This window comes from Bacteroides sp. An279 (assembly GCF_002159615.1).
GTDB classification, from domain to species: domain Bacteria; phylum Bacteroidota; class Bacteroidia; order Bacteroidales; family Bacteroidaceae; genus Phocaeicola; species Phocaeicola intestinalis.
In genome coordinates, this window is sequence record NZ_NFJA01000029.1 from 1 (window position 1) to 21,135 (window position 21,135).

Consider the following 21,135-nt stretch of genomic DNA (forward strand, 5'->3'; position numbering starts at 1 on the left):
TCAGGAAGAAAATTAATGCCAGACCGAGAGAAAAACTCAATTTCTTGACTCCGGCTGAGGTCTTTTTCAAAAATATTTCGTAATGTTGCACTCGCTGGTTGACTCTGCCATGCAAGAACAGCCTCGAAAAAGTATAAAATTTAATGAAATCTATGGCGCGAATGCAAGATTTTTCTTATTTTTGTCATTATATAGCATTATAACAGACAAAAGAATGAAAGTAATCAATTTGATAAAATCCTCGGAAAAGACCGCATTTTCGTTCGAGATTCTGCCTCCGCTTAAAGGGACAGGCATTGAAAAAGTATATGAAACCATCGATCTTCTCCGCGAGTTCGACCCGAAATACATCAACATAACTACTCACCGAAGCGAATACGTCTACACCGAACTGGGTAATGGATTGTTCGAGCGAAAACGTGTGCGGCGCCGTCCGGGAACCGTAGCCGTTGCAGCCGCTATCCAGAACAAATATGGCATCCCGGTAGTTCCTCACGTATTATGCAGTGGGTTCACACGCGAAGATATCGAATACATGCTGCTTGACCTGCAATTCTTAGGTATCACTGACCTGCTGGTGCTACGAGGTGACAAGGCAAAACACCAATCTGTATTTACCCCCGAACCTGGCGGATATAGCCATGCCATCGAACTGGAAAATCAGATAAATGACTTCAACCGTGGAATTTTCATCGATGGTTCACCCATTAAGGAACCGGTACATCCGTTCGGTTACGGAGTAGCATGTTATCCCGAAAAGCATGAAGAAGCCCCCAATATGGAACAGGACATCTACTGGCTGAAACAAAAAATAGAATCAGGTGCACAATATGCTGTAACGCAACTATTCTATGACAATGCAAAATACTTTGCATTTGTCGACCGCCTCCGTGCCGAAGGGATAAACGTCCCCATCATTCCAGGCATCAAGCCTTTCGGAAAACTTTCGCAACTGTCTGTCATTCCGAAAACCTTTAAAGTAGACCTGCCACAGACACTGGTAGCAGAAGCTATGAAATGCCATACCGATGCAGAAGCTGCCGAACTGGGTGTGGAATGGTGCATCAATCAATGCCGGGAATTAATGAGACATGGAGTTCCAAGTATCCATTTTTATACCGTAGGCGCCGCACAAAGTGTGAGCCGTGTAGCCAAAGCCATATACTGACATGTATCTGAAAGACATCATAGGACAAACCGAAGCCAAACAACACCTTCTGACATTGGTGCATGAAACACGTGTGCCTCATGCCATGTTGCTTTACGGTCCGCCGGGAAGTGGAAAACTCCCCCTTGCCATAGCTTTTGCCCGATACCTGACCTGTGATAATCCGGGGTCAGACGACGCATGCGGACACTGTCCTTCATGTCTGATGATGAACAAACTGGCACACCCTGACGTGCATTTTGCTTTTCCGGTAGTAAAGAAAAAAAGCGGACGTGACACTGTATCAGCAGATTATCTGGATGCATGGCGTCAACAATTGCTTGACACTCCTTACTTTAACCTGCAAATGTGGCTGGAACGAATGGGAACCGAAAACCAACAAGCACAAATATTTGTGAGCGAAAGTGACGAAATCCAACGAAGTCTTGCACTCAAACCCTCTCGCAGCAAATACAAAATAATGATTATCTGGCTGCCTGAAAAGATGAATGCCGAATGCGGCAACAAGCTACTCAAACTATTGGAAGAGCCGCCGGCTCACACGGTATTCCTGATGGTAAGTGAAATGCCCGATGCCCTTATGCCTACGCTAGTCAGTCGTATGCAGCGTTTTCGACTCCCCCCCTTGCCCGAAGAAGAAATTGCCTCGATGCTGGCTTCACGCTATATGCTCACCCCTGAAGACAGCTACGAAATAGCCCACTTATCGGAAGGAAGTATCATTGCAGCGATAGGAAACATCCGGCTAAGTGAAGAACGACGTTTGTTTTTCGACCTGTTCACTTCATTGATGCGCCTTGCATACGCCCGGCGATTAAAAGAACTGAAAGCATGGAGCGAACAAGTAGCTGCACTGGGACGTGAACGGCAAAAAAGCTTTTTAGACTATAGCGAACGGATGCTACGCGAAAATTTTATCTACAACTTCCATCATCCGGAAATGAACTACATGGCGCGTGAAGAAAAACAGTTTGCCACTCGTTTTGCCCCGTATATCAATGAACGAAACGTTATGGGCATTTTTGGTGAATTGCAAGAAGCAGCCCGGCATATCGAACAAAACGCGAATCCGAAATTCGTGTTCTTTGATTTCGTGCTGAAAATAATTGTATGGTTAGTGAAAAAATAAACGGTTAGTTTGTAAGTTCTTAAGTTAATCAGTTGATTAGTTAAAAACTCAAGAACTCAAGAACTCAAGAACTTAAAAACTCAAGAACTTAAAAACTCAAGAACTCAAGAACAGAATACTTATATGGAGAATAAATTTATATTAAAAAACGGAAGCGGCTCCTTGTGCTGCAAGGGCTGCGGAAAACAAGATAACAAACTGAATACGTACGACTGGCTTGCCGATATTCCAGGCAATGCCGAACTGGAAGACATGGTGGAAATCCAATTCAAGAATACACGAAAAGGATATTACAAAAACAGTAACCGCCTGAAACTGGAAAAAGGGGACACCGTAGCCGTAGAAGCCAGTCCTGGACACGACATTGGTGTAGTGACCTTGACAGGACGTCTGGTACCGTTACAGATGCGCAAGGCAAACATTAAACCTGATGCTGAAATACGCCGTATCTACCGCAAAGCCAAACCTGTGGACCTGGAAAAATACCGTGAAGCCAAAAGCCGCGAACATGACACTATGATTCGCTCAAGGCAAATAGCCTTGCAATTAGGACTACAAATGAAAATCGGTGACGTAGAATACCAAGGAGATGGAAACAAGGCTATATTTTATTACATCGCCGATGAACGTGTAGATTTCCGCCAACTTATCAAAGTACTGGCTGAAGTGTTCCGCGTGCGTATCGAAATGAAACAAATCGGAGCCCGTCAGGAAGCTGGACGTATCGGTGGTATCGGACCTTGCGGACGCGAATTATGCTGCGCTACGTGGATGACCAACTTTGTCTCTGTCTCCACCAGTGCCGCACGCTATCAAGATATTTCACTCAACCCACAAAAGCTTGCCGGTCAGTGCGCCAAATTGAAATGTTGTCTCAATTACGAAGTGGATGCTTACGTGGAATGTCAGAAAAGGCTGCCCAGCAAAGAAATTACCCTGGAAACCGCTGATTCCACCTATTATTATTTCAAAGCAGATATATTAAGAGGAGCCATCACTTACTCTACCGATAAGAATTTCCTTGCCAACGAAGTGACCATTTCACCCAAACGCGCATTCGAAATCATTAACATGAACAAGCAAGGGGAAAAACCGGTCAAACTTGCGGCAGACAATGATGCCGAAGACCCGAAATCAAAAGATTTGCTGGAACAAGAAAGTGTTACCAGATTTGATAAAAACAAGAGTGGCAAAAACAAAAAGAAGAAAAAGAATCCGGAGAAACAACGCAACGCCAACGCACAGGAAATGCAAAATAACACTAAACCGAATGGAGGCAATGCAACAGAAACAAAAAACTCTGCGCCACATAGCAAAAAACAAAAAAATAAAGTTGAACGCCCAAAAAATAAAAATAATGAACAGCAAGGAGAAGCAGGTGTAAACAAACAATTGCCGGCAGGACCTGTCAAACAAAATACTAAAAAACTGCCCGCTGTAACCGCCCAAACCAAAGAAGGAGCAAAAGCAGAAAACACGAATCACCCTGCTTCTGCCAACAATAATGGAGGAAAACCAAACCGGAACAACAACCGTCGCCCTAAGAACAAAGGAAACGCTGATGAAGGAGGAAACGCCCCCCAGCAGCCGCAAATGTAAACAAACGATACAAATCATCCGTGATTTTCCACACAGAGACGCAGGCATTACCCCGTGTCTCTGTGTCTAAACCGAACTCAAAACATGAAACTACTTAAATTGTTTTCCCTGTCTATCATAACCGTTTTACTTACAGGATGCGAAAACAATCCTACAGTATTCCACCGCTACCAAGCGATTCCTATACAAGGTTGGAAACGAAAAGACACCCTTTCGTTCACCATCCCCGACACACTTACCGGGAACCGGTACGAATTGGAAATCGGATTGCGACATACCGAAATGTACCCCTACCGGGATCTTTGGATTGCTTTAATCCACCCGCTTGATTCCTTTCCGCCAGATACATTCCATGTTGAACTTGCCTCATCAAAAGGCGACTGGAAAGGAAAAGGAAATGCGGGTAGCCTATATCAGTATGCTTTAAGCGTAGGAAATATTACGCTAACTTCTGCCGACACCTTGCTTCAACTGGTCCAGGTAATGAAAGACTCCTGCCTGCAAGGAATTACCGATGCAGGTATCCGCCTATCGTTCACGAGCCGCATCAATACGCAAAAAGACAAACAACAGGATAGTAAATCCCCAAAGCGATGAACCTCCATAACTGAAAAAAGGCAACGGTATGCCAATAACGGGAGTCAGCCCTAATACCATTCCTACATTAACAAAGAGATGGAAGAAAAAGATGCTCAAGACACTATAACCATACACTCTGCCGAACCGGGTACTTTGCCGCTCAGCCAGATGAATCAAACGCCAAATAAAGACAGCAAACAAAAGAATGACTGTAACCGAACCGACAAAACCCTGTTCTTCACCTACCGTACAGAAGATGAAATCGGTATCTTGTTCGGGTACATATTTCAATTTTGTCTGCGTACCGTTCAGGAATCCTTTTCCTAAAAATCCTCCCGAACCAATGGCAATCTTGCTTTGATTCACATTATAACCAGCCCCTGTAGGATCATCTTCCATTCCTAACAACACTTTTATACGAATCTGTTGATGCGCTTCAAGCACATTGTTGAATACATATTCTGTGGAAAAGAAAAAGCCTACCGAACCGATGGTGAATAAAAAAATATAAAAATAATTCCGAATCCGCTCATGCAAGCCCAAATAAAGCAGGTATAAACACAAACACACACATACAATACGCTGGACGTATGCCACATTAAACGGAATTACATAAAGCGAAAACAACAGACTGAGCAACATGAGTCCCAAGCCGAATGACAATATAAAAATTACCGGCTTACGACTTTCACGACAATACGAACTTACAAGCAAAGCGGAGAATGCTATAATCAAAGCCATCACGGAAAACTCCCCCCATGAAGTCAATTCATCCCCCATCAAGTCGCCACTGAAACGTATCCCCACAATGAAATAAATTACAGCACAAACGCCGGCAAATAATATAGACCCAGTCATGCCTTCGCGATACAACACAAGGAAAAAAGACAAATAAACAAGTGCAGACCCCGTTTCTTTCTGGCATACAATCAATATCATCGGTACCAAGATAATGGCTAGTGCCACTACCATGTCCTTCCACCGGTCGATAGAAAAAGTATATTCGCCCATAAACTTGGCAAGAGCAAGTGCTGTGGCAAATTTGGCAAACTCAGCCGGCTGAAGACTGACCGGTCCCAGCACAATCCATGAACGTGACCCCTTTATCTCGTGTGGATTAAAAATGGTGCCAAACAGTAAAAGCAACAGAATCCCATATATCAGATAAGCATACGTATCATAAAGTCGATCTTCCAACATCAGCAATACAAAGCCTAAGACCAGTGAACACCCTATCCACATCAATTGTTTACCTGCCCGCGTAGTCAAATCGAAAAAATTGGGCTCACCATAATCATAGCTTGCCCCACATACGCTGAACCATCCACACGTCACCAGAATCAAATAAAGCGACACGGTCCACCAGTCCACCGATTTCCACCAACTATCTTTCCTGTATGCCATAATCTATCCTTCTGTGTTGAATGTCGGAAGCCAAAGCCTCATCAGCTTCCGTCAGTTTTCCCGTAAGGTATTGTTCTATCATCAAACGGCCAATGGGTACACCATAAGTTGCACCCCATCCACCGTTTTCTACATAAACAGCTATCGCTATCTTCGGATTGTCCATCGGAGCAAACCCCATAAAGGCTGAATGGTCTTTTCCATGGTTCTGTGCCGTACCTGTCTTTCCACATACTTCGATATCCGGCAGATTTGCCATCCGGCATGTACCTCCCAACACCGCCGAACGCATTCCTTGCACTACTTCTTCGTAATGCATTTCTGACACCTTCGTGTACCGGCGTTCGCGATACAAAGAATCAAGCTGCTCCCCTTCAATGCTTTTCACCACATGAGGCGTAACAAAATATCCACGGTTGGCTATCGTAGCCCCCAGATTTGCTATTTGCAACGGAGTAGCCGTAACTTCCCCCTGGCCGATGGCAATACTGATAACGGTCAGACCATTCCACGAACCACGGTATGCCTTGTCGTAAAACTGAGCATTGGGAATCATACCGCGTTTCTCGCCCGGTAAATCTATACCCAGTGTATATCCGAATCCCATCGAAACCATATAGTCGCGCCACGTGTTCATCGCCTTCTGTACAGTGCCGTACTTCTGCCGTGCCCCAATCATGTGATACAAGCCCCAGCAAAAATAACCGTTGCACGAAGTAGCTATCGCCGGCACCAAGGATAAAGGCGAAGGATGGGCATGGCAACCTACATGAAGCCCACGGAACGAAAATCCTTTCACACACGGATACATCGTACCCGGAACAATGATACCTTCCTGCAAAAAAGTCAGAGCTTGAGTAGTCTTGAAAGTAGAACCAGGCGGATACGTTCCCATAATAGCACGGTTCAACAAGGGTTTCCAAGGGTCACGGGCCATTTTCAGGTGATTTTTTCCACGGTTACGCCCAATCATCAAACTAGGATCATAAGTAGGAGACGATACCAAACATAACACTTCACCCGTAGAAGGCTCTATCGCCACGATGCTCCCGATTTTTCCTTCCAACAACCGTTCACCCAACATCTGGAGTTCGATATCAAGGCTCAATGTCAGATTTTTACCAGGAACCGGAGACTTATCGAATTTCCGGTCCATGTAGTTGCCTTGTATACGTCCGTGAGCATCACGCAACAAGATTTCTACCCCCTTTTCTCCCCGCAACTGTTTTTCGTACGAACGCTCGACACCCAGACTTCCGATAAAGTCACCCGGAGCATAATACTCATCCTTTTCAATATCGCTTTTAGACACTTCAGAAATGTCTCCCAAGATATGTGCTCCTGCTGGATACGTATATTGGCGGATGGTACGGCGTTGGATGTAAAAACCAGGGAACATAAACATCTTTTCCTGAAACACACCACAATCCTCTGCCGAAAGTTGCGTAAGAAACACCTGATGCGTATAGGGCGAATAACCCGGATTAAGGCGACGGTTCTTCAAGTCCTGGAAACGGCGGCGCACAAATTCGGGCGTAACCTTCAGCGTACGGCACAAGTCCATTGTATCAAGCTGAGTGATTTCTTTCATAATGACCGTAATGTCATAAGCAGGCTGATTGTATACCAACAATTTTCCTGTACGGTCGTACATCACTCCCCGACTTGGATACTGCACCCTTCTGAGCAGAGCATTGCTTTCGGCATTCTTCTTATAATCGTCACTCAAGATTTGCAAGACGAACAGACGCAAGATAAAAAGTATGACCACAACCAGCACCACACCGCCTATCACATACCTCCTTCTTGCCAAACGATAAATCCGGTCCACTACCTTTTCCTCCTCATCGCATCTACACACATGATGCAAATGACTGTCATTACGGTATCCGTCACGATGCGCAATGCCAGCCCTGTTGCATGCTGAAAATTAAACACATCCGTCAGGCGCACGGCAATGATAAACAATAGCGTTGCACTCGACACATAGCGCAAGAAGGCTCCCACCCCCATACTACGTATTCCAGGTTCATAGTCATCGGTAGTTTCGCGAAGCATCTGCATCTGTAACAAAAAACGCCGGGCAAATGCCAGTAAAGTAGCAGATGCTGCATTCACCCCCGGCGTGTTACTGAATATATCCACACACAATCCCAATACGAAAGCTTGCAATAAAATGGTCTTACGCGAGATTTCCGAGTTAAGCACCAAGATATAATATATGAATACCATCGGCGTAGCATAACCCATGATATGTACATGGTTCAGAATCTGGGTCTGAACCAATACCAAAACCACGAACCACACAACACGATGCAACGCCTGAACCATAAATTATCCTTTATACCTTATTTAATACTATCCTCTAATGATACCTGTTCGGCACGTCCGTCGTAACAAATCACACTAACATCCGTCAACCGTGCAAAATCGGTGAACAAACGCACTTTCAACAAATACGAAAGCCCGTCATGGCTATCCTTGCGGTCATCCACCATCCCCACCGGCACACCTTCCGGAAAAATGGCACTATGCCCACTGGTCACCACTGTATCGCCCAATGAAAACTCGGCATGACGGGGAATATCCTGCAGCCATGCATATTGCGATGAACCACCTTCCCATTTCAGCACGCCAAAATAATCGGTACGACGTATCTTGCAACTGATGTTACTTTTCGAATTCAACACCGGAAGCACCAGCGCGTAATGCGCCGAAGCACGGTACACCACCCCCACTACACTATTCCCGCTCAGCACTCCCATCTCAGCATACACACTGTCCGCCGTACCTTTATCAATCGTAACATAATTGTCACTACGCGTCAAACTGTTGTTCACTACACGTGCCGAGGTTACCCAATAAGCATCCGGAGCACTTTGCCGCATCCGCACCACCGCCATACTGTCTTTCATATAGGCATCCAGCTCACGGCTCAAACGTTCCACCTCCAATTCCAGTTCCACGTTGCGGCGAGTCAGATCCTGATTCGTTTCCCGCAGACCAAAATAAGACGTGATGCTGCTCACCGCCTTGTCTACCCATGTCACAATCCCGTTAGCAGATGTGAAATACACGCTTCCCTGGTAATTGTTAAAACGGAACAACAAAGTGAAACTGACTACTTCCAATACAATGAAAAGCAGCCAGTAATCATATTTCAGCAAAAAATTCAGCAGGTTCCGCATACCCCCGTCATCGCATCAGGAACGAAAAGCGATCTACATTCTTCAATGCGATGCCCGTACCCTTTGCCACACTCAGTAAAGGATCCTCGGCAATGTGGAACGGAATGTTTATCTTGTCGGTCAGACGCTTGTCAAGCCCACGCAACAAAGCTCCTCCACCCGCCAAATAAATGCCGTTGCTCACGATATCGGCATACAATTCCGGCGGAGTGTTCTCCAGTGCATTCAGCACGGCGGTTTCTATCTTGGCAATGCTCTTTTCCAGACAATGGGCTATTTCCTGATAGCAGACCGGTACCTCCATCGGCAAAGCCGTAATGCGATTAGGACCCCGTACAACGTAATCCTCCGGAGCATCGTCACCCAAGTCGGTCAATGCCGCTCCCACGTGTATCTTGATACGTTCAGCCATACGCTCGCTCACTTTCACGTTATGCTGACGGCTCATATACTCCTGAATGTCTGCTGTCAGGTCATCGCCTGCAATACGAATGGAATTATTCGATACGATACCTCCCAATGAAATAACGGCAATTTCGGTTGAGCCACCACCTATATCCACAATCATATTGCCTTCGGGTGCCTCCACGTCCAGCCCGATGCCGATAGCAGCCGCCATCGGTTCAAAAATCAAATAAACATCGCGCCCTCCTGCATGTTCGGCACTATCACGCACAGCACGCAGTTCCACCTCGGTAGAACCTGAAGGAACTCCAATCACCATCCGCAACGAGGGGGTAAACAGACGGCGTCCCGGATTCACCTTCTTTATCAGCCCGCGCATCATTTGCTCACATGCATTAAAGTCGGCTATCACTCCATCGCGTAGCGGACGCACAGTGCGGATATTCGGGTTTTCTTTCTCGTACATCAGCTTCGCACGCTCGCCCACAGCTATCATCTTGTCCGTACGGCGGTCCAGCGCCACTACCGACGGCTCGTCTACTACTATTTTATCATTGCTCAGGATGATGGTGTTCGCCGTACCCAAATCCATCGCTATTTCCTGTGTAAAAGAGAACAGTCCCATGGTTAAAATTCAAAATTAAAAATTCAAGATTGAAATGTCGGACACTCCAAGCCGGAACCGCTTCCGATTATTTACCCTCAAACCAATTATGGATAGCAGTATCATACGAAGAAGACACCCCAAACGCTTCACAAGCCAACTGACGGCGTTCCTCACGCGTGGTCTTCGCACCTCTCTGCTTCAAAATATCCAGTAAGGTAGCGTACTGTGCCTTGCTCGCCACGATAACCACATCATTGAAATTTTTTGCTGCAGCACGAATCAACGAGATGCCGCCTATATCGATTTTCTCAATAATATCTTGTTCACCGGCACCCGATGCCACGGTATCCTCGAATGGATACAAATCAACAATCACAAGGTCGATTTCCGGTATTTCATATTGCTGTACCTGCTTCTGGTCGTCTTCCAGGCTACGACGGCATAAGATACCTCCGAATACTTTCGGATGCAAAGTCTTCACACGGCCGCCTAAAATGGAAGGATATCCCGTCACATCTTCCACAGCTTCACACTTATATCCCAATCCTTCGATAAAATGGCGCGTACCGCCCGTAGAAAGGAATTCCACACCGTCATTCGCCAACAGGCGGATTATCTCGTCCAGTCCGTCTTTATGGTAAACGGACACCAAAGCTCTTTTTATCTTCTTTACTTCTGACATACTACTACTTTTTAAAAAGTGAATATTTCTTTATTTGGGTACAAAGGTACGAAATATCTGTTTATAAACATAATAACCGGGCATGAAATTATCTTTCTTTTATTTTGTAACAGTTTTGTAATATGTATTAAGCGAATTTTACCTAATTTTGTACCCGAAAAACAAGCTAACAACAATATGGAAACTGTTTATCTAGGAATTGTAATATTCCTTTTCATGCTGGCGGTATTTGACTTGCTGGTGGGTGTCAGCAATGACGCCGTGAACTTTATGAATTCGGCTGTAGGCGCAAAAGTCGCCAAGTTTCGCACTATCATTATCGTAGCAGCCGCAGGAGTCTTCTTAGGGGCCATTATGAGCAATGGCATGATGGATATCGCCCGACACGGTATCTTCCAACCTTCCAATTTCAGTTTTTACGAAATCATGTGCATCTTGCTGGCGGTAATGGTTACCGACGTGGTATTGCTCGATGTGTTCAACACGTTAGGGCTTCCCACTTCCACCACAGTTTCCATGGTGTTCGAACTGCTGGGAGGTACGTTCATTCTGGCAATACTGAAAATCATAGGCGATGAAACAGGCATGTATTCATTAGGAGACATGATGAACACCGAAAAAGCATTCTCGGTCATCATGGCAATCTTCCTCTCCGTTGCCATCGCCTTCATAGCCGGTACGGTGGTGCAATACATCTCCCGACTCATTTTCAGCTTCAACTACAAGAAAAACCTCTCGTGGACCATCGGCATTTTCGGTGGCCTCTCTACTACGGCACTTGCCTACTTCATCCTTATTCAAGGACTGAAAAGTTCACCTTATATTTCTCCCGAAACGCTTGAGTGGATCAACAACCATAATTCCATGCTGATTTTAGGATGTTTCGTCTTCTTCACCCTGCTGATGCAAATCCTGCACTGGTGCAAGGTGAATGTGTTCCGCATCATTGTCTTGTTAGGTACTTTCTCACTGGCACTCGCCTTTGCAGGCAATGACCTGGTGAACTTCATCGGTGTGCCACTCGCAGGCTATTCTTCCTATATGGACTATGTGGCAAATGCCAACGGAGCGGGCATACACGATTTCATGATGAACTCGCTGATGTCATCCGCCAAAACACCAATGATCTTCCTTTTTCTATCGGGATTGGTAATGGTTTACGCACTTGCCACTTCGAAGAAAGCACAAAACGTTATCAAGACTTCGGTCGACCTCTCGCGTCAGGAAGAAGGCGACGAAATGTTCGGCTCATCGGCCATAGCGAGAACCATCGTACGCCGTGCTACCGCGACCAATGAGTTCCTTGTACGTGTCATCCCTGCCAACGTACGCAAGTGGATTGACAGCCGTTTCAACAAAGATGAAGTAATTCTGGCAAACGGCGCAGCATTTGATATGGTGCGTGCTTCGGTCAACCTTGTTCTCTCGGGATTGCTCATCATCATCGGTACTACGATGAAATTACCCCTTTCTACCACTTACGTCACTTTCATTGTAGCCATGGGCTCATCATTAGCCGACCGCGCCTGGGGACGCGAAAGTGCAGTCTATCGCATCACCGGAATGTTCTCCGTCATCGGCGGATGGTTCATCACCGCGTTTGTGGCATTTACTATCTGTGCCATCGTCACCGTCTTGATGTATTACACCAGCTTTGTGGGCATGTTCATTTTCATCTGCGTGGCTGTATTCCTGCTGGTAAGAAGCAACATCAAGTTCAGCGAAAAGCAAAAAGCAGAAAAACAAGATGACATCTTCAAGCGCATGATGTCTACCAAAGATAAAAACGAAACCTTTACCCTCCTGCGCCAGCACGTCAGAGAAACGTTGTCGGAATACATCGACTATACAGAGAAAACCTACGTACAGGTAACCGACGGTTTCATCAACGAAGACCTGAAGAGCTTGAAGAAGGGAATGAACTCGGCAGAAGAAAAACGCAAGATGCTGAAAAAACGCCGCCGCAAGGAAATCCTCGGCCTGCGCCGCATCCCCATCGCCATTGCCATCGAAAAAAACACATGGTTTCACCTTGGAAGCAACAGCTGCGAACAGATGCTTTACTGCCTGAAGCGTATCTGCGAGCCTTGCAAGGAACACGTTGACAACAACTTCAACCCCATCTCGAAAGAAAGCATAGCCGACTTCCTGCCCATCCGGGAAGAACTCTGCAAACTGATGGAAAGTACCCGGGCCGATATCGAGAATAACAACTACGCCGACACCGATGAAATTCTGGTGAAAGGTGATGCCTTGAAAAACAAGATTTCAGCTCTGCGTAAGGCACAGATGAACCGCCTGCAGGAGACAGACAACACAAACCTGAAAGCTGCCATGGTGTACCTGAATATCTTACAGGAAACACAAGAGTTAGTAAGCATCTGGCGCCACTTGCTCCGTGCAAGCCGTTTCTTCCAGAACGACTATGTACCCCAGCAGGAAGCACTCACATTGAGCCTGAGCGAATAGGAATATTTAGAGCCTGTTTAAATTTTCCAATAAAGGAATAACCTGAGGGTGTATTGAAATTGAAATTGAAATCAACCTTCATTTTGTCATCCTAGCATGAGCGCAGGATCCCGGAAACAGAAAACTATGCATACGAGATCCTGCACTTTGTCTAGGATGACATTACTTTTTTTGATAGTGTTTTTATTTTGATACCCCCTCATAAATGTGACGTCTCCACCAAAATAGTAAAATAGCAAATCGCCAAATCGTAAATCACACTCACGGCATCGGCTTCAAGCCTTCCCAACGCACGTTCCACGTACCGTCTTTCGGGAATCCGGGGTTCACGCCTTCCGAACCGTCCCAGCCTGCACACATCATCGCCACGGCGGTAAGCAAGCCGCCATTGCCCGGCAGATACACGCGCAGGCGTCCGTCCTGATAGTTGTGCCCGTTCACCAGATACGTGTTGGTGCGCTTGTCCATCAGCAAGGCTCCCACCGCCTTTTCAGGCTCGCCCAGACGTGCCGCGTCCATGGCGGTCATCGGGTAATCCCAGCCCCAGGTCTTGTTCCAGTTCCAGTTGTCCCATACCCAGTCGAGAGTGTTGCGCATATAGTCGGCATGGATGAGCTTGTTCATCGGAAGAATGCCCACGGCACCCAGCACCGCCATGTGGTCGGAGGTGAAACGGATGTCCTTATACGTATCCGTAGCGGTCTCGGCGGCAAGATACAGGTGGTCTTCGTTGTATGCCAGCGGAGAGAGTTTCTCTATCAGCACGTCCCATTCGGGCACACGCTCCATGCCGGCACGTTCGCGCCACTCCTGAGCCACGCCCATGGCATAATGCCAGTAAGAAAGCTCGAAAGGAGGATTTACCGTATCGGCGGCACGCAAGGTTTCCTGGGCCGGAATGGCGCCCTTCAGGATATAGCGGTCGTTCGCCTTGTCGTAGGTAGCGAACGAGTACATAAACTCGGCGGTTTCCTGTACCAGCTTGTTATATTTCCGGATAATCGAGTCCGACGGCTCGGCACGGTAAAGCAGTTCGGCAAGGTAAATCAGGTGAGGCTGCTGCCAGATGAGGAAGCTTCCCACGTTCGACGGCGCTTCGATGCCGCTCGGGTCGGTCATCTTCATCCAGCGCACGCCCTCGAATCCCTGGCGCTCGGCAATCTGGCGGGCTACGGATTCCGCCTTTTCATACCAGCCCAAGGTGCGTCCCATCATTTCGGGGTGTCCCCACAAGGCGAAATGCGCCTGATGCCACCAAATCATTTCCAAATGGAACTTTCCGAACCACGAGTTATACGTCAGGCCCGTTTCCTGCGGAGGCGTAGAGCCTGCGCACTGGATAGCCATCAGGTACTGGCTCAGCACCACGCGGCGTTCCAGTTCCTTGGCGCGCGGATCGGTGCAAAGCGAGAAGTCCACCGCCCCGCCTTTCGTCCAATACGTGTTCCAATACGCCGATGCAGCCTGTTCCGACTGGGCAAACGTCACGGCAGGCGCGTCAGACGGCTCGGGCGTAAACTGGCAGGTAAAGGCAAAAGCCGTGTCTGCCGGAGTCAGGACGAAATAGTTCTTTTCTTTCTCCTTCAGGGTAGCATCGCCTTCCCAACGCACCGTCACATAATAGGTCGTGGCGTCCAGCTGGCGTTTCAGCACGGCGCTCTGCCCGTCTTGTTCCACCACCGTAGTCGAATGCTTGTCGTTCGCTTCCCAGTCGCACGCATCGTCGCAATGCTTGCCCGTAGGGTAAGGGAAACGGAGCTTGATGCCCGCAGGAGCAGTGGAAGACACCCGTGCGGCTATCATGTCGCGTTCAGGATGGCAAACGGTCTGTACCCGGTAAGGGGTTCCGTCCAGCGAAAAGCTGCTGGTGATTTCTCCGTCCTACATATCCAGCGTCTGACGGATATCCTTCACCTGGTCGGGCGTAACCGACTCGTCCAGCTCCAGGCCCACAATGCCCAGATGCAGGCGGTGCGGATTGACGCGAAGCCAGTTGGAAGCGTCTTTCTGACGGCCTTCTTCCTTGAACTGGCACGCATACACCTCCTTGTGCCCGCGCCCGAAATCGTATTCCTTCTGGGCGTCTTCGGGCTTGTAGTTGCCCGTATTGGCAAAGCTGTGCCAGCCCCATTGGCTCTGTGTGCCCAGAGGCACTCCGTTCTTATACACTTCGGGGAAAGTCTGAAGCCCGGTCGCGTCTACGGTATAGGCAAACTCGCCGTTCCCCACCGAGAGCGACGATAGCGAATCCATCGCCGCCACTTGCGGGTTGTTGCGCTCCACCAACGCCCGGCGGTCGATGGGTTCCTGCTTCTCCGCGCCACATGCTGCCAGCGTAAGGGCAGCCAACGAATAAAGTAACTGTTTCTTCATGTATCGTTTTTCTTTTTTAAAATAAATGTTTCCGTTGATTATCTTGATGCTGCGAAGATAAGGCTTCTTACTCAAAATCAACATGGAAAAACATACACAAGAGGCAAAATACAAGGGCAAAAACAAAGGTAGAAACGGCATAGCATCAGGTTTTGGTTACGCTACAAAATTACGAAAAAGTTTTGAATCATGCAAGCTTTTCCGGGGCGCGATGCAGCTATATGCTACCCCTCCTGCACTTAACTGGAATGGCTTATGCATATATATATGCGCATAACATATAAATTTGCTACGCCGAATTTGCAATCCGTCAATAAATCTAACAGTTCTAACAGATAACAGTTCTTTTTTTGAAAACGGCAAGCGAGCGACGAGTAGAGAGAATGTTAATAAATATAATATATTATATATAAATATATATAATATATTATATTTATATGCGCACTTTCTGCGATTCAATTTTTCAATTTAGATAACTGTTATCTGTTAGAACTGTTAGATTGTTTGTTGTGCTTGCGAAAAATGTAGGATAACGTGATTTCAAATTACCCTATGTGAATACCGCATTTCGCCAAACAAGCTGTAGGGGCGTATCGCATACGCCCTGAAGACATCCACGTGGATAAGTGGACGCATTCGGGCGTATGCGATACGCCCCTACATGGGATGTTTGCGGATATTCATTTTTTATAATTCATATACAACTCATTTACAGCATCATACAAACAATCGCCGCATAGCGTTAACAGATTTTCACACCCACCCGTTTCAAATCCATTGCCGGACGGGAAAAAAGACGTACCTTTGCCTTCGAACCAAAATCACAAAACGCTATGGAAACCAACCGATTACTTCACTACCTGAACTTCCACATCCTTCTGGTGTACGTTCTTGCAATAGCGGAACTCAGCGTCCTCGCATGCACGGATACAGACATGCTTCGGCGTAATGTCACCGATAGGCATTTCGGGGATGCCATGGAATCGGGTACACTTTTCCCCTTAAAACTGGAAAATAGCCGTCACTACCAAGCGGTGGTTCAAGACGGTATGCGAAGAAAGCGCCTTGGCTTTCGCATCGAATTCATCGCCGTACCAGGCGTTGCACACCGAATATTCGGCACCGAACTTCCAGTGCGGGCGGTTATAAGTCAGTTCGGCGGTGCCGGTGAAAAGCTGGTCGAGGGTGGTTCCTGTGCCTAACGTGCCGTAGGGCACTTCTTCCGTAGCCCCCAAGCCTTTCAGGTAACCGAAGAACAATGCCGGACGCCACGTCTTGCCGTATGCCACGTTCACCCACGTAGTAGAAGTGCGGAGCGGCGCATACTCCTGCTCGCCGGTCACGGGGTCGATGCTCCGGATGCCGTATCCGCCTACGGTGCTGGATTGCGTCAGGTTGGTGCCCAATACGGTTTTGGCGGCTACCAGCCAATTGTTACACGTGTATTTCACATGCGCCTCGCCCGAAATGCCGGTGATGCGTTCGTCCACCTTATACGTGCCGCTCCCGGTTTCCGACTGGGTACGGGGCGTAATGGAGCTGACATGTACGCCGGCACCGGCTATCAAGCCCGGCCGCTTGTAATCCACGCCCACATACACCTCGGGGATGCTGCTCCACTTGATGAAATCCTGGTGCTTGCGGGTAGCGGTAGCGCCCGGCTCGTTGGAACTGGGACCTACCGAGAGGTATTGCGATTGCCAGATAGCGGCGGCGGTCAGGCGGAAGTTTTCCGAAGTGAAGCGGTACCGGATTTGCGGAGCGCGGCTGAAGGGCTGGTAAGGAGCACCCATGTTGAGGTTCAGTATTTCGGGAGCCACATCGCCATAGAGCGGATGCCAGGTCTGCCCCACCAGCAACGCCGACTTGCCCCAGTCAAGATTGAAATACACGTGGCGGATGCGGAAGAGCGAATACGTTGTGCCCGAACCGCGGAAGTCCACTTCCACCTTTGCCGAAGTCTTTGCCTTGCCCAGCATCGGTCCCGTCACGTCCACGCCCAAACGGGTATAAAGGGTATAGAAATCGCTGTTCCCGTTGTCGTTCAGGTCTTTTCCGTTAGGGTCTTCCACTTTATCCAGCGGATACATATAGAACAGTCCGTCCACCGTTTCCGAATTCGACCGGCTGTTATAGAACAAATCGGTACGCACCTGACCATAAAATTTATAGTCGAATCCTTTCTTCTGCGCATTGCCTGCCAGTGTACCTCCCAGCAGGGCTGCCAATAATACAACTTGCTTTTTCATACTTATCCTTATCGTTTTTGAAACGCAGATTAGCGCAGATTAACACAGATTATATTTAATAAATATCCACGACCCCACTGGGACTACAGAATACATCAAATAATCCGCGTTAATCCGCGTTTCAAACAAAAACACATTTATAAACATCGCCCGCAAAAGTAATAAAAAAGAAAAATGTTTGTATCTTTGCCCGCCTAAAAACATCACGACATGAGACAAAAGCTACGATATACGATTCTCGCCCTGCTGCTCTTCCCCTTCCTCACCGCTTTCGCGCAAACAGCCCCGAAATACGAGATACGCGCCACGTGGCTCACTACGCTGGGCGGTATGGACTGGCCTAGCCATAAAGCCGTCTCTCCCCAAGGCATCGAACGCCAGAAGGCCGAACTATGCCATATCCTTGACCAGCTGAAACAAGCCAACTTCAATACGGTACTTTTCCAAACCCGCCTGCGGGGAGACGTAATCTACCCCTCGGCATTCGAGCCTTTCGCCGAATCGCTGACGGGTACCGAAGGCAAGCATCCCGGCTACGACCCATTGAAATTCGCCATAGAAGAATGCCACCGGCGGGGCATGGAACTGCATGCCTGGCTCGTGGCTATCCCCATCGGGAACACCCGCCAGATACGGATGCTTGGGAAAAACGCCCTGACCCGCAAACACCCCTCGCTCTGCAGGCAATTCAAGGGAAGCTGGTACCTGGACCCGGGCAATCCCGGAACGGACGATTATCTGGCAAACATCGTGCGCGAAATCGTATCCGGATACGATGTGGACGGCATCCATCTCGATTACATCCGGTACCCCGAGCAGGGGGAACGCTTCCCCGACCAAAGCACATACCGCAAGTATGGGAAACGGCAAGGCCTGACACAATGGCGGCGGGACAACATCACACGCATCGTGCGCCGGATATATACCGAAGTCAAGTCGATGAAACCGTGGGTAAAGGTAAGCAGCTCGCCCATAGGCAAATACCGCGATACGGAACGCTATTCTTCGCGCGGCTGGAACGCCTATGAAGAGGTGTATCAGGACGCCCAGCAATGGTTGAAAGAAGGCATCCACGATGCACTTTTCCCCATGATGTATTTCCAAGGAAACCACTTTTACCCGTTTGCCCTCGACTGGAAAGAGAATGCATACGGGCGGTGGATTGTGCCCGGACTGGGCATCTACTTCCTGCACCCCAAAGAACAGGACTGGCAACTGGACGAAGTCATCCGGCAAATCTATTTCATCCGTTCCATCGGGCTGGACGGACAGGCTTACTTCCGTACCCGCTTCCTGCTCGACAATACCAAAAGCGTATTCGACGAGCTGAGGCAACATTTCTACCCGCTTCCGGCACTCGTCCCGCCCATGACATGGACGGACAGCATCGCACCTGCCAAGCCCCAAGAGCCGTCTTTCACGCTTTTAGACCGAGGCATCCGTTTCCGCTGGGAAGCCTCTACCGATAACCTCTCGCCGGTATATTACCGCCTCTATGCGTCGGACACTTATCCGGTAGACACGCGGAACCCCCTCAACCTGATTGCCCCACGCATCGAGGACACCCGCTACACCTATGTGCCCGAAGTGCCTTGGCAAGAATACCTCTATTGGGCGGTGACCGCCGTAGACCGGTGCGGGAACGAAAGCGAACCGCTGGAATTTTTCCAATTGACAAATTATGAATAGTTGCTTACCGGCATCGTTTTTACGCCTTTGCGTTTCCTATTCTCCGAAATATTCACTATTTTTGCAAATCAATAAATCAATATTATAACATAAATTCTTATGAGCAACCAACGATATATGCAACGCGGCGTGTCGGCATCGAAAGAAGATGTGCATAACGCCATCAAGAACATCGATAAAGGTATCTTCCCGAAAGCATTCTGCAAAATCATACCCGACATCTTGGGCGGTGACCCTGAATATTGCAACATCATGCACGCCGATGGAGCGGGCACCAAATCGTCATTGGCATACCTGTACTGGAAAGAAACCGGCGACCTGTCGGTATGGAAAGGCATCGCACAAGACGCGCTGATTATGAACATCGACGACCTGCTCTGCGTGGGAGCGGTCGACAACATATTGGTCTCGTCCACTATCGGACGCAACAAACTGCTGGTACCGGGCGAGGTAATCTCCGCCATCATCAACGGTACGGATGAACTGCTTGCCGAACTGCGCGGCATGGGTGTAGGCGTATATGCCACGGGAGGCGAAACCGCCGATGTGGGCGACCTGGTGCGCACCATCATCGTAGACTCTACCGTGACCTGCCGCATGAAGCGTGCCGACGTGATAGACAATGCCAATATCCGTCCGGGCGATGTCATCGTAGGACTTGCCTCCTACGGACAAGCCACCTATGAAAAAGAATACAACGGCGGCATGGGAAGCAACGGGCTGACCTCGGCACGCCACGATGTGTTCGCCAAATACCTGGCGGAGAAATATCCTGAAAGCTACGACCACGCCGTGCCCGAAGACCTGGTATACAGCGGAAACCTGAAGCTGACCGACCCGGTAGAAGGCTCGCCCATCGATGCCGGCAAGCTGGTGCTCTCTCCTACCCGCACGTATGCGCCGGTGGTCAAGAAGCTGCTCGATGCACTCCGTCCGGAAATACACGGCATGGTGCATTGCTCGGGAGGCGCACAGACGAAGGTGCTCCACTTCGTAGGCGACAATTGCCGGGTAATCAAAGACAACCTCTTCCCCGTTCCTCCCCTCTTCCGCACCATCAAGGAACAGAGCGGAACAGATTGGGACGAAATGTACAAGGTATTCAACATGGGACACCGTCTGGAGGTTTACCTCTCGCCCGAACACGCCGAAGAAGTCATCGCCATCTCGAAATCGTTCAACATCGACGCACAAGTAGTAGGACGCATCGAGGAGAGCGACCATAAGGAACTGATTATCCGGAGTGAGTTCGGGGAGTTCAAGTATTGATATGGCATACATCCGGTTAGTCTGTTTGATTATCATACTCTCCGCATTCCTTGTCAGCCGTTGGAAAGGTTTAGCCAGTGTAAACCAATGTGTGCGGAGAGGATATTTTATTTTAATCAGCGTGGCGTGTGTCATCGTAGCCATAGATTCTACCCTGACCTGCATTGCCCTCATCATGAACCACACGTTCTCGGAAAAAATGTTCCAAGAGCTGCTGTTCTGCATAGTATGGTGGCTCATCTGTTGGGGTATCGTCTTCCGGCAAATAGACTTTTCAAGAAAGCTTTGGGAATAATGCACGACACGTGCCAACCCGAAAAAAGAA

Annotated in this window: 14 protein-coding genes and 2 pseudogenes; 8 read left to right on the plus strand and 8 right to left on the minus strand. The window is 48.4% G+C overall.

Features of this window, described 5'->3' with window-relative positions; all coding sequences use genetic code 11:
* Window positions 1–214 precede the first annotated feature (214 nt).
* From metF to B5F78_RS07035, 4 genes are all read left to right on the plus strand, one after another.
* Entirely contained in the window at window positions 215–1,168 is a 954-nt protein-coding gene (metF, locus tag B5F78_RS07020; RefSeq protein WP_022039782.1) for a methylenetetrahydrofolate reductase [NAD(P)H], read from the plus strand.
* 1 nt (window position 1,169) lies between these two features.
* Window positions 1,170–2,297 (plus strand): DNA polymerase III subunit, encoded by a 1,128-nt coding sequence (locus B5F78_RS07025; RefSeq protein WP_087396546.1) that lies wholly within the window; start codon window positions 1,170–1,172, stop codon window positions 2,295–2,297.
* Window positions 2,298–2,420: 123 nt separating this feature from the next.
* Window positions 2,421–3,896 carry a PSP1 domain-containing protein gene (locus B5F78_RS07030; protein WP_087249693.1) on the plus strand — a complete coding sequence of 492 codons (1,476 nt, stop codon included), beginning with the start codon at window positions 2,421–2,423 and terminating at the stop codon, window positions 3,894–3,896.
* An 84-nt stretch (window positions 3,897–3,980) separates the two neighbouring features.
* On the plus strand, window positions 3,981–4,493 hold the full coding sequence (locus B5F78_RS07035; RefSeq protein WP_022039779.1) for a gliding motility lipoprotein GldH: 513 nt from the start codon (window positions 3,981–3,983) through the stop codon (window positions 4,491–4,493).
* Here the strand turns inward: B5F78_RS07035 and rodA are convergent.
* From rodA to B5F78_RS07065, 6 genes and pseudogenes are all read right to left on the minus strand, one after another.
* A complete protein-coding gene (rodA, locus tag B5F78_RS07040) occupies window positions 4,425–5,879 on the minus strand; it encodes a rod shape-determining protein RodA (RefSeq protein ID WP_022039778.1) in 1,455 nt (484 codons plus the stop codon). The genes B5F78_RS07035 and rodA overlap by 69 nt on opposite strands.
* The gene (mrdA, locus tag B5F78_RS07045; protein WP_087406363.1) at window positions 5,860–7,710 is read right to left on the minus strand and encodes a penicillin-binding protein 2; all 1,851 of its coding nucleotides are present in this window, start codon (window positions 7,708–7,710) and stop codon (window positions 5,860–5,862) included. The genes rodA and mrdA overlap by 20 nt, the downstream gene beginning before the upstream one ends.
* A complete protein-coding gene (mreD, locus tag B5F78_RS07050) occupies window positions 7,710–8,210 on the minus strand; it encodes a rod shape-determining protein MreD (RefSeq protein WP_022039776.1) in 501 nt (166 codons plus the stop codon). Before mreD ends, mrdA begins: the two co-directional genes overlap by 1 nt.
* Before the next feature lie 17 nt (window positions 8,211–8,227).
* Window positions 8,228–9,067, minus strand: coding sequence for a rod shape-determining protein MreC (gene mreC, locus B5F78_RS07055; RefSeq protein ID WP_022039775.1), 840 nt, complete (start codon window positions 9,065–9,067; stop codon window positions 8,228–8,230).
* Between the two features lie 7 nt (window positions 9,068–9,074).
* Entirely contained in the window at window positions 9,075–10,097 is a 1,023-nt protein-coding gene (locus B5F78_RS07060; protein WP_022039774.1) for a rod shape-determining protein, read from the minus strand.
* Window positions 10,098–10,173: 76 nt separating this feature from the next.
* A pseudogene (locus tag B5F78_RS07065) lies at window positions 10,174–10,761 on the minus strand (IMP cyclohydrolase); the annotation flags it as partial.
* A gap of 177 nt (window positions 10,762–10,938) precedes the next feature.
* Between B5F78_RS07065 and B5F78_RS07070 the strand changes: the two are divergent.
* Entirely contained in the window at window positions 10,939–13,230 is a 2,292-nt protein-coding gene (locus tag B5F78_RS07070) for an inorganic phosphate transporter (protein WP_022039772.1), read from the plus strand.
* A 261-nt stretch (window positions 13,231–13,491) separates the two neighbouring features.
* Here the strand turns inward: B5F78_RS07070 and B5F78_RS07075 are convergent.
* Together B5F78_RS07075 and B5F78_RS07085 are read right to left on the minus strand one after the other, a co-directional pair.
* A pseudogene (locus tag B5F78_RS07075) lies at window positions 13,492–15,603 on the minus strand (glycoside hydrolase N-terminal domain-containing protein).
* Window positions 15,604–16,604: 1,001 nt separating this feature from the next.
* A complete protein-coding gene (locus tag B5F78_RS07085) occupies window positions 16,605–17,852 on the minus strand; it encodes a DcaP family trimeric outer membrane transporter (protein ID WP_087406365.1) in 1,248 nt (415 codons plus the stop codon).
* A 210-nt stretch (window positions 17,853–18,062) separates the two neighbouring features.
* On the opposite strand from B5F78_RS07085, the gene B5F78_RS07090 reads away from it, so the two are divergent.
* The 3 genes from B5F78_RS07090 to B5F78_RS16805 all read left to right on the plus strand — a co-directional run bounded on the left by B5F78_RS07090 (window position 18,063) and on the right by B5F78_RS16805 (window position 21,105).
* Window positions 18,063–19,541 carry a glycoside hydrolase family 10 protein gene (locus tag B5F78_RS07090; RefSeq protein WP_087406366.1) on the plus strand — a complete coding sequence of 493 codons (1,479 nt, stop codon included), beginning with the start codon at window positions 18,063–18,065 and terminating at the stop codon, window positions 19,539–19,541.
* 99 nt (window positions 19,542–19,640) lie between these two features.
* Window positions 19,641–20,810, plus strand: a complete 1,170-nt coding sequence (locus B5F78_RS07095; RefSeq protein WP_013619275.1) for an AIR synthase-related protein — start codon at window positions 19,641–19,643, stop codon at window positions 20,808–20,810.
* Window position 20,811: 1 nt separating this feature from the next.
* The gene (locus tag B5F78_RS16805; RefSeq protein ID WP_087396537.1) at window positions 20,812–21,105 is read left to right on the plus strand and encodes a hypothetical protein; all 294 of its coding nucleotides are present in this window, start codon (window positions 20,812–20,814) and stop codon (window positions 21,103–21,105) included.
* The last annotated feature ends 30 nt before the right edge of the window (window positions 21,106–21,135 follow it).

Coding starts and splice junctions, on each gene's coding strand:
- rodA (WP_022039778.1), bottom strand. CDS start 5,879: ATGGCATACAGGAAAGATAGTTGGTGGAAATCGGTGGACTGGTGGACC.
- metF (WP_022039782.1), top strand. CDS start 215: ATGAAAGTAATCAATTTGATAAAATCCTCGGAAAAGACCGCATTTTCG.
- mreD (WP_022039776.1), bottom strand. CDS start 8,210: ATGGTTCAGGCGTTGCATCGTGTTGTGTGGTTCGTGGTTTTGGTATTG.
- B5F78_RS07095 (WP_013619275.1), top strand. CDS start 19,641: ATGAGCAACCAACGATATATGCAACGCGGCGTGTCGGCATCGAAAGAA.
- B5F78_RS07090 (WP_087406366.1), top strand. CDS start 18,063: ATGAGACAAAAGCTACGATATACGATTCTCGCCCTGCTGCTCTTCCCC.
- B5F78_RS07070 (WP_022039772.1), top strand. CDS start 10,939: ATGGAAACTGTTTATCTAGGAATTGTAATATTCCTTTTCATGCTGGCG.
- mreC (WP_022039775.1), bottom strand. CDS start 9,067: ATGCGGAACCTGCTGAATTTTTTGCTGAAATATGATTACTGGCTGCTT.
- B5F78_RS07035 (WP_022039779.1), top strand. CDS start 3,981: ATGAAACTACTTAAATTGTTTTCCCTGTCTATCATAACCGTTTTACTT.
- B5F78_RS07060 (WP_022039774.1), bottom strand. CDS start 10,097: ATGGGACTGTTCTCTTTTACACAGGAAATAGCGATGGATTTGGGTACG.
- B5F78_RS16805 (WP_087396537.1), top strand. CDS start 20,812: ATGGCATACATCCGGTTAGTCTGTTTGATTATCATACTCTCCGCATTC.
- B5F78_RS07025 (WP_087396546.1), top strand. CDS start 1,170: ATGTATCTGAAAGACATCATAGGACAAACCGAAGCCAAACAACACCTT.
- B5F78_RS07030 (WP_087249693.1), top strand. CDS start 2,421: ATGGAGAATAAATTTATATTAAAAAACGGAAGCGGCTCCTTGTGCTGC.
- B5F78_RS07085 (WP_087406365.1), bottom strand. CDS start 17,852: ATGAAAAAGCAAGTTGTATTATTGGCAGCCCTGCTGGGAGGTACACTG.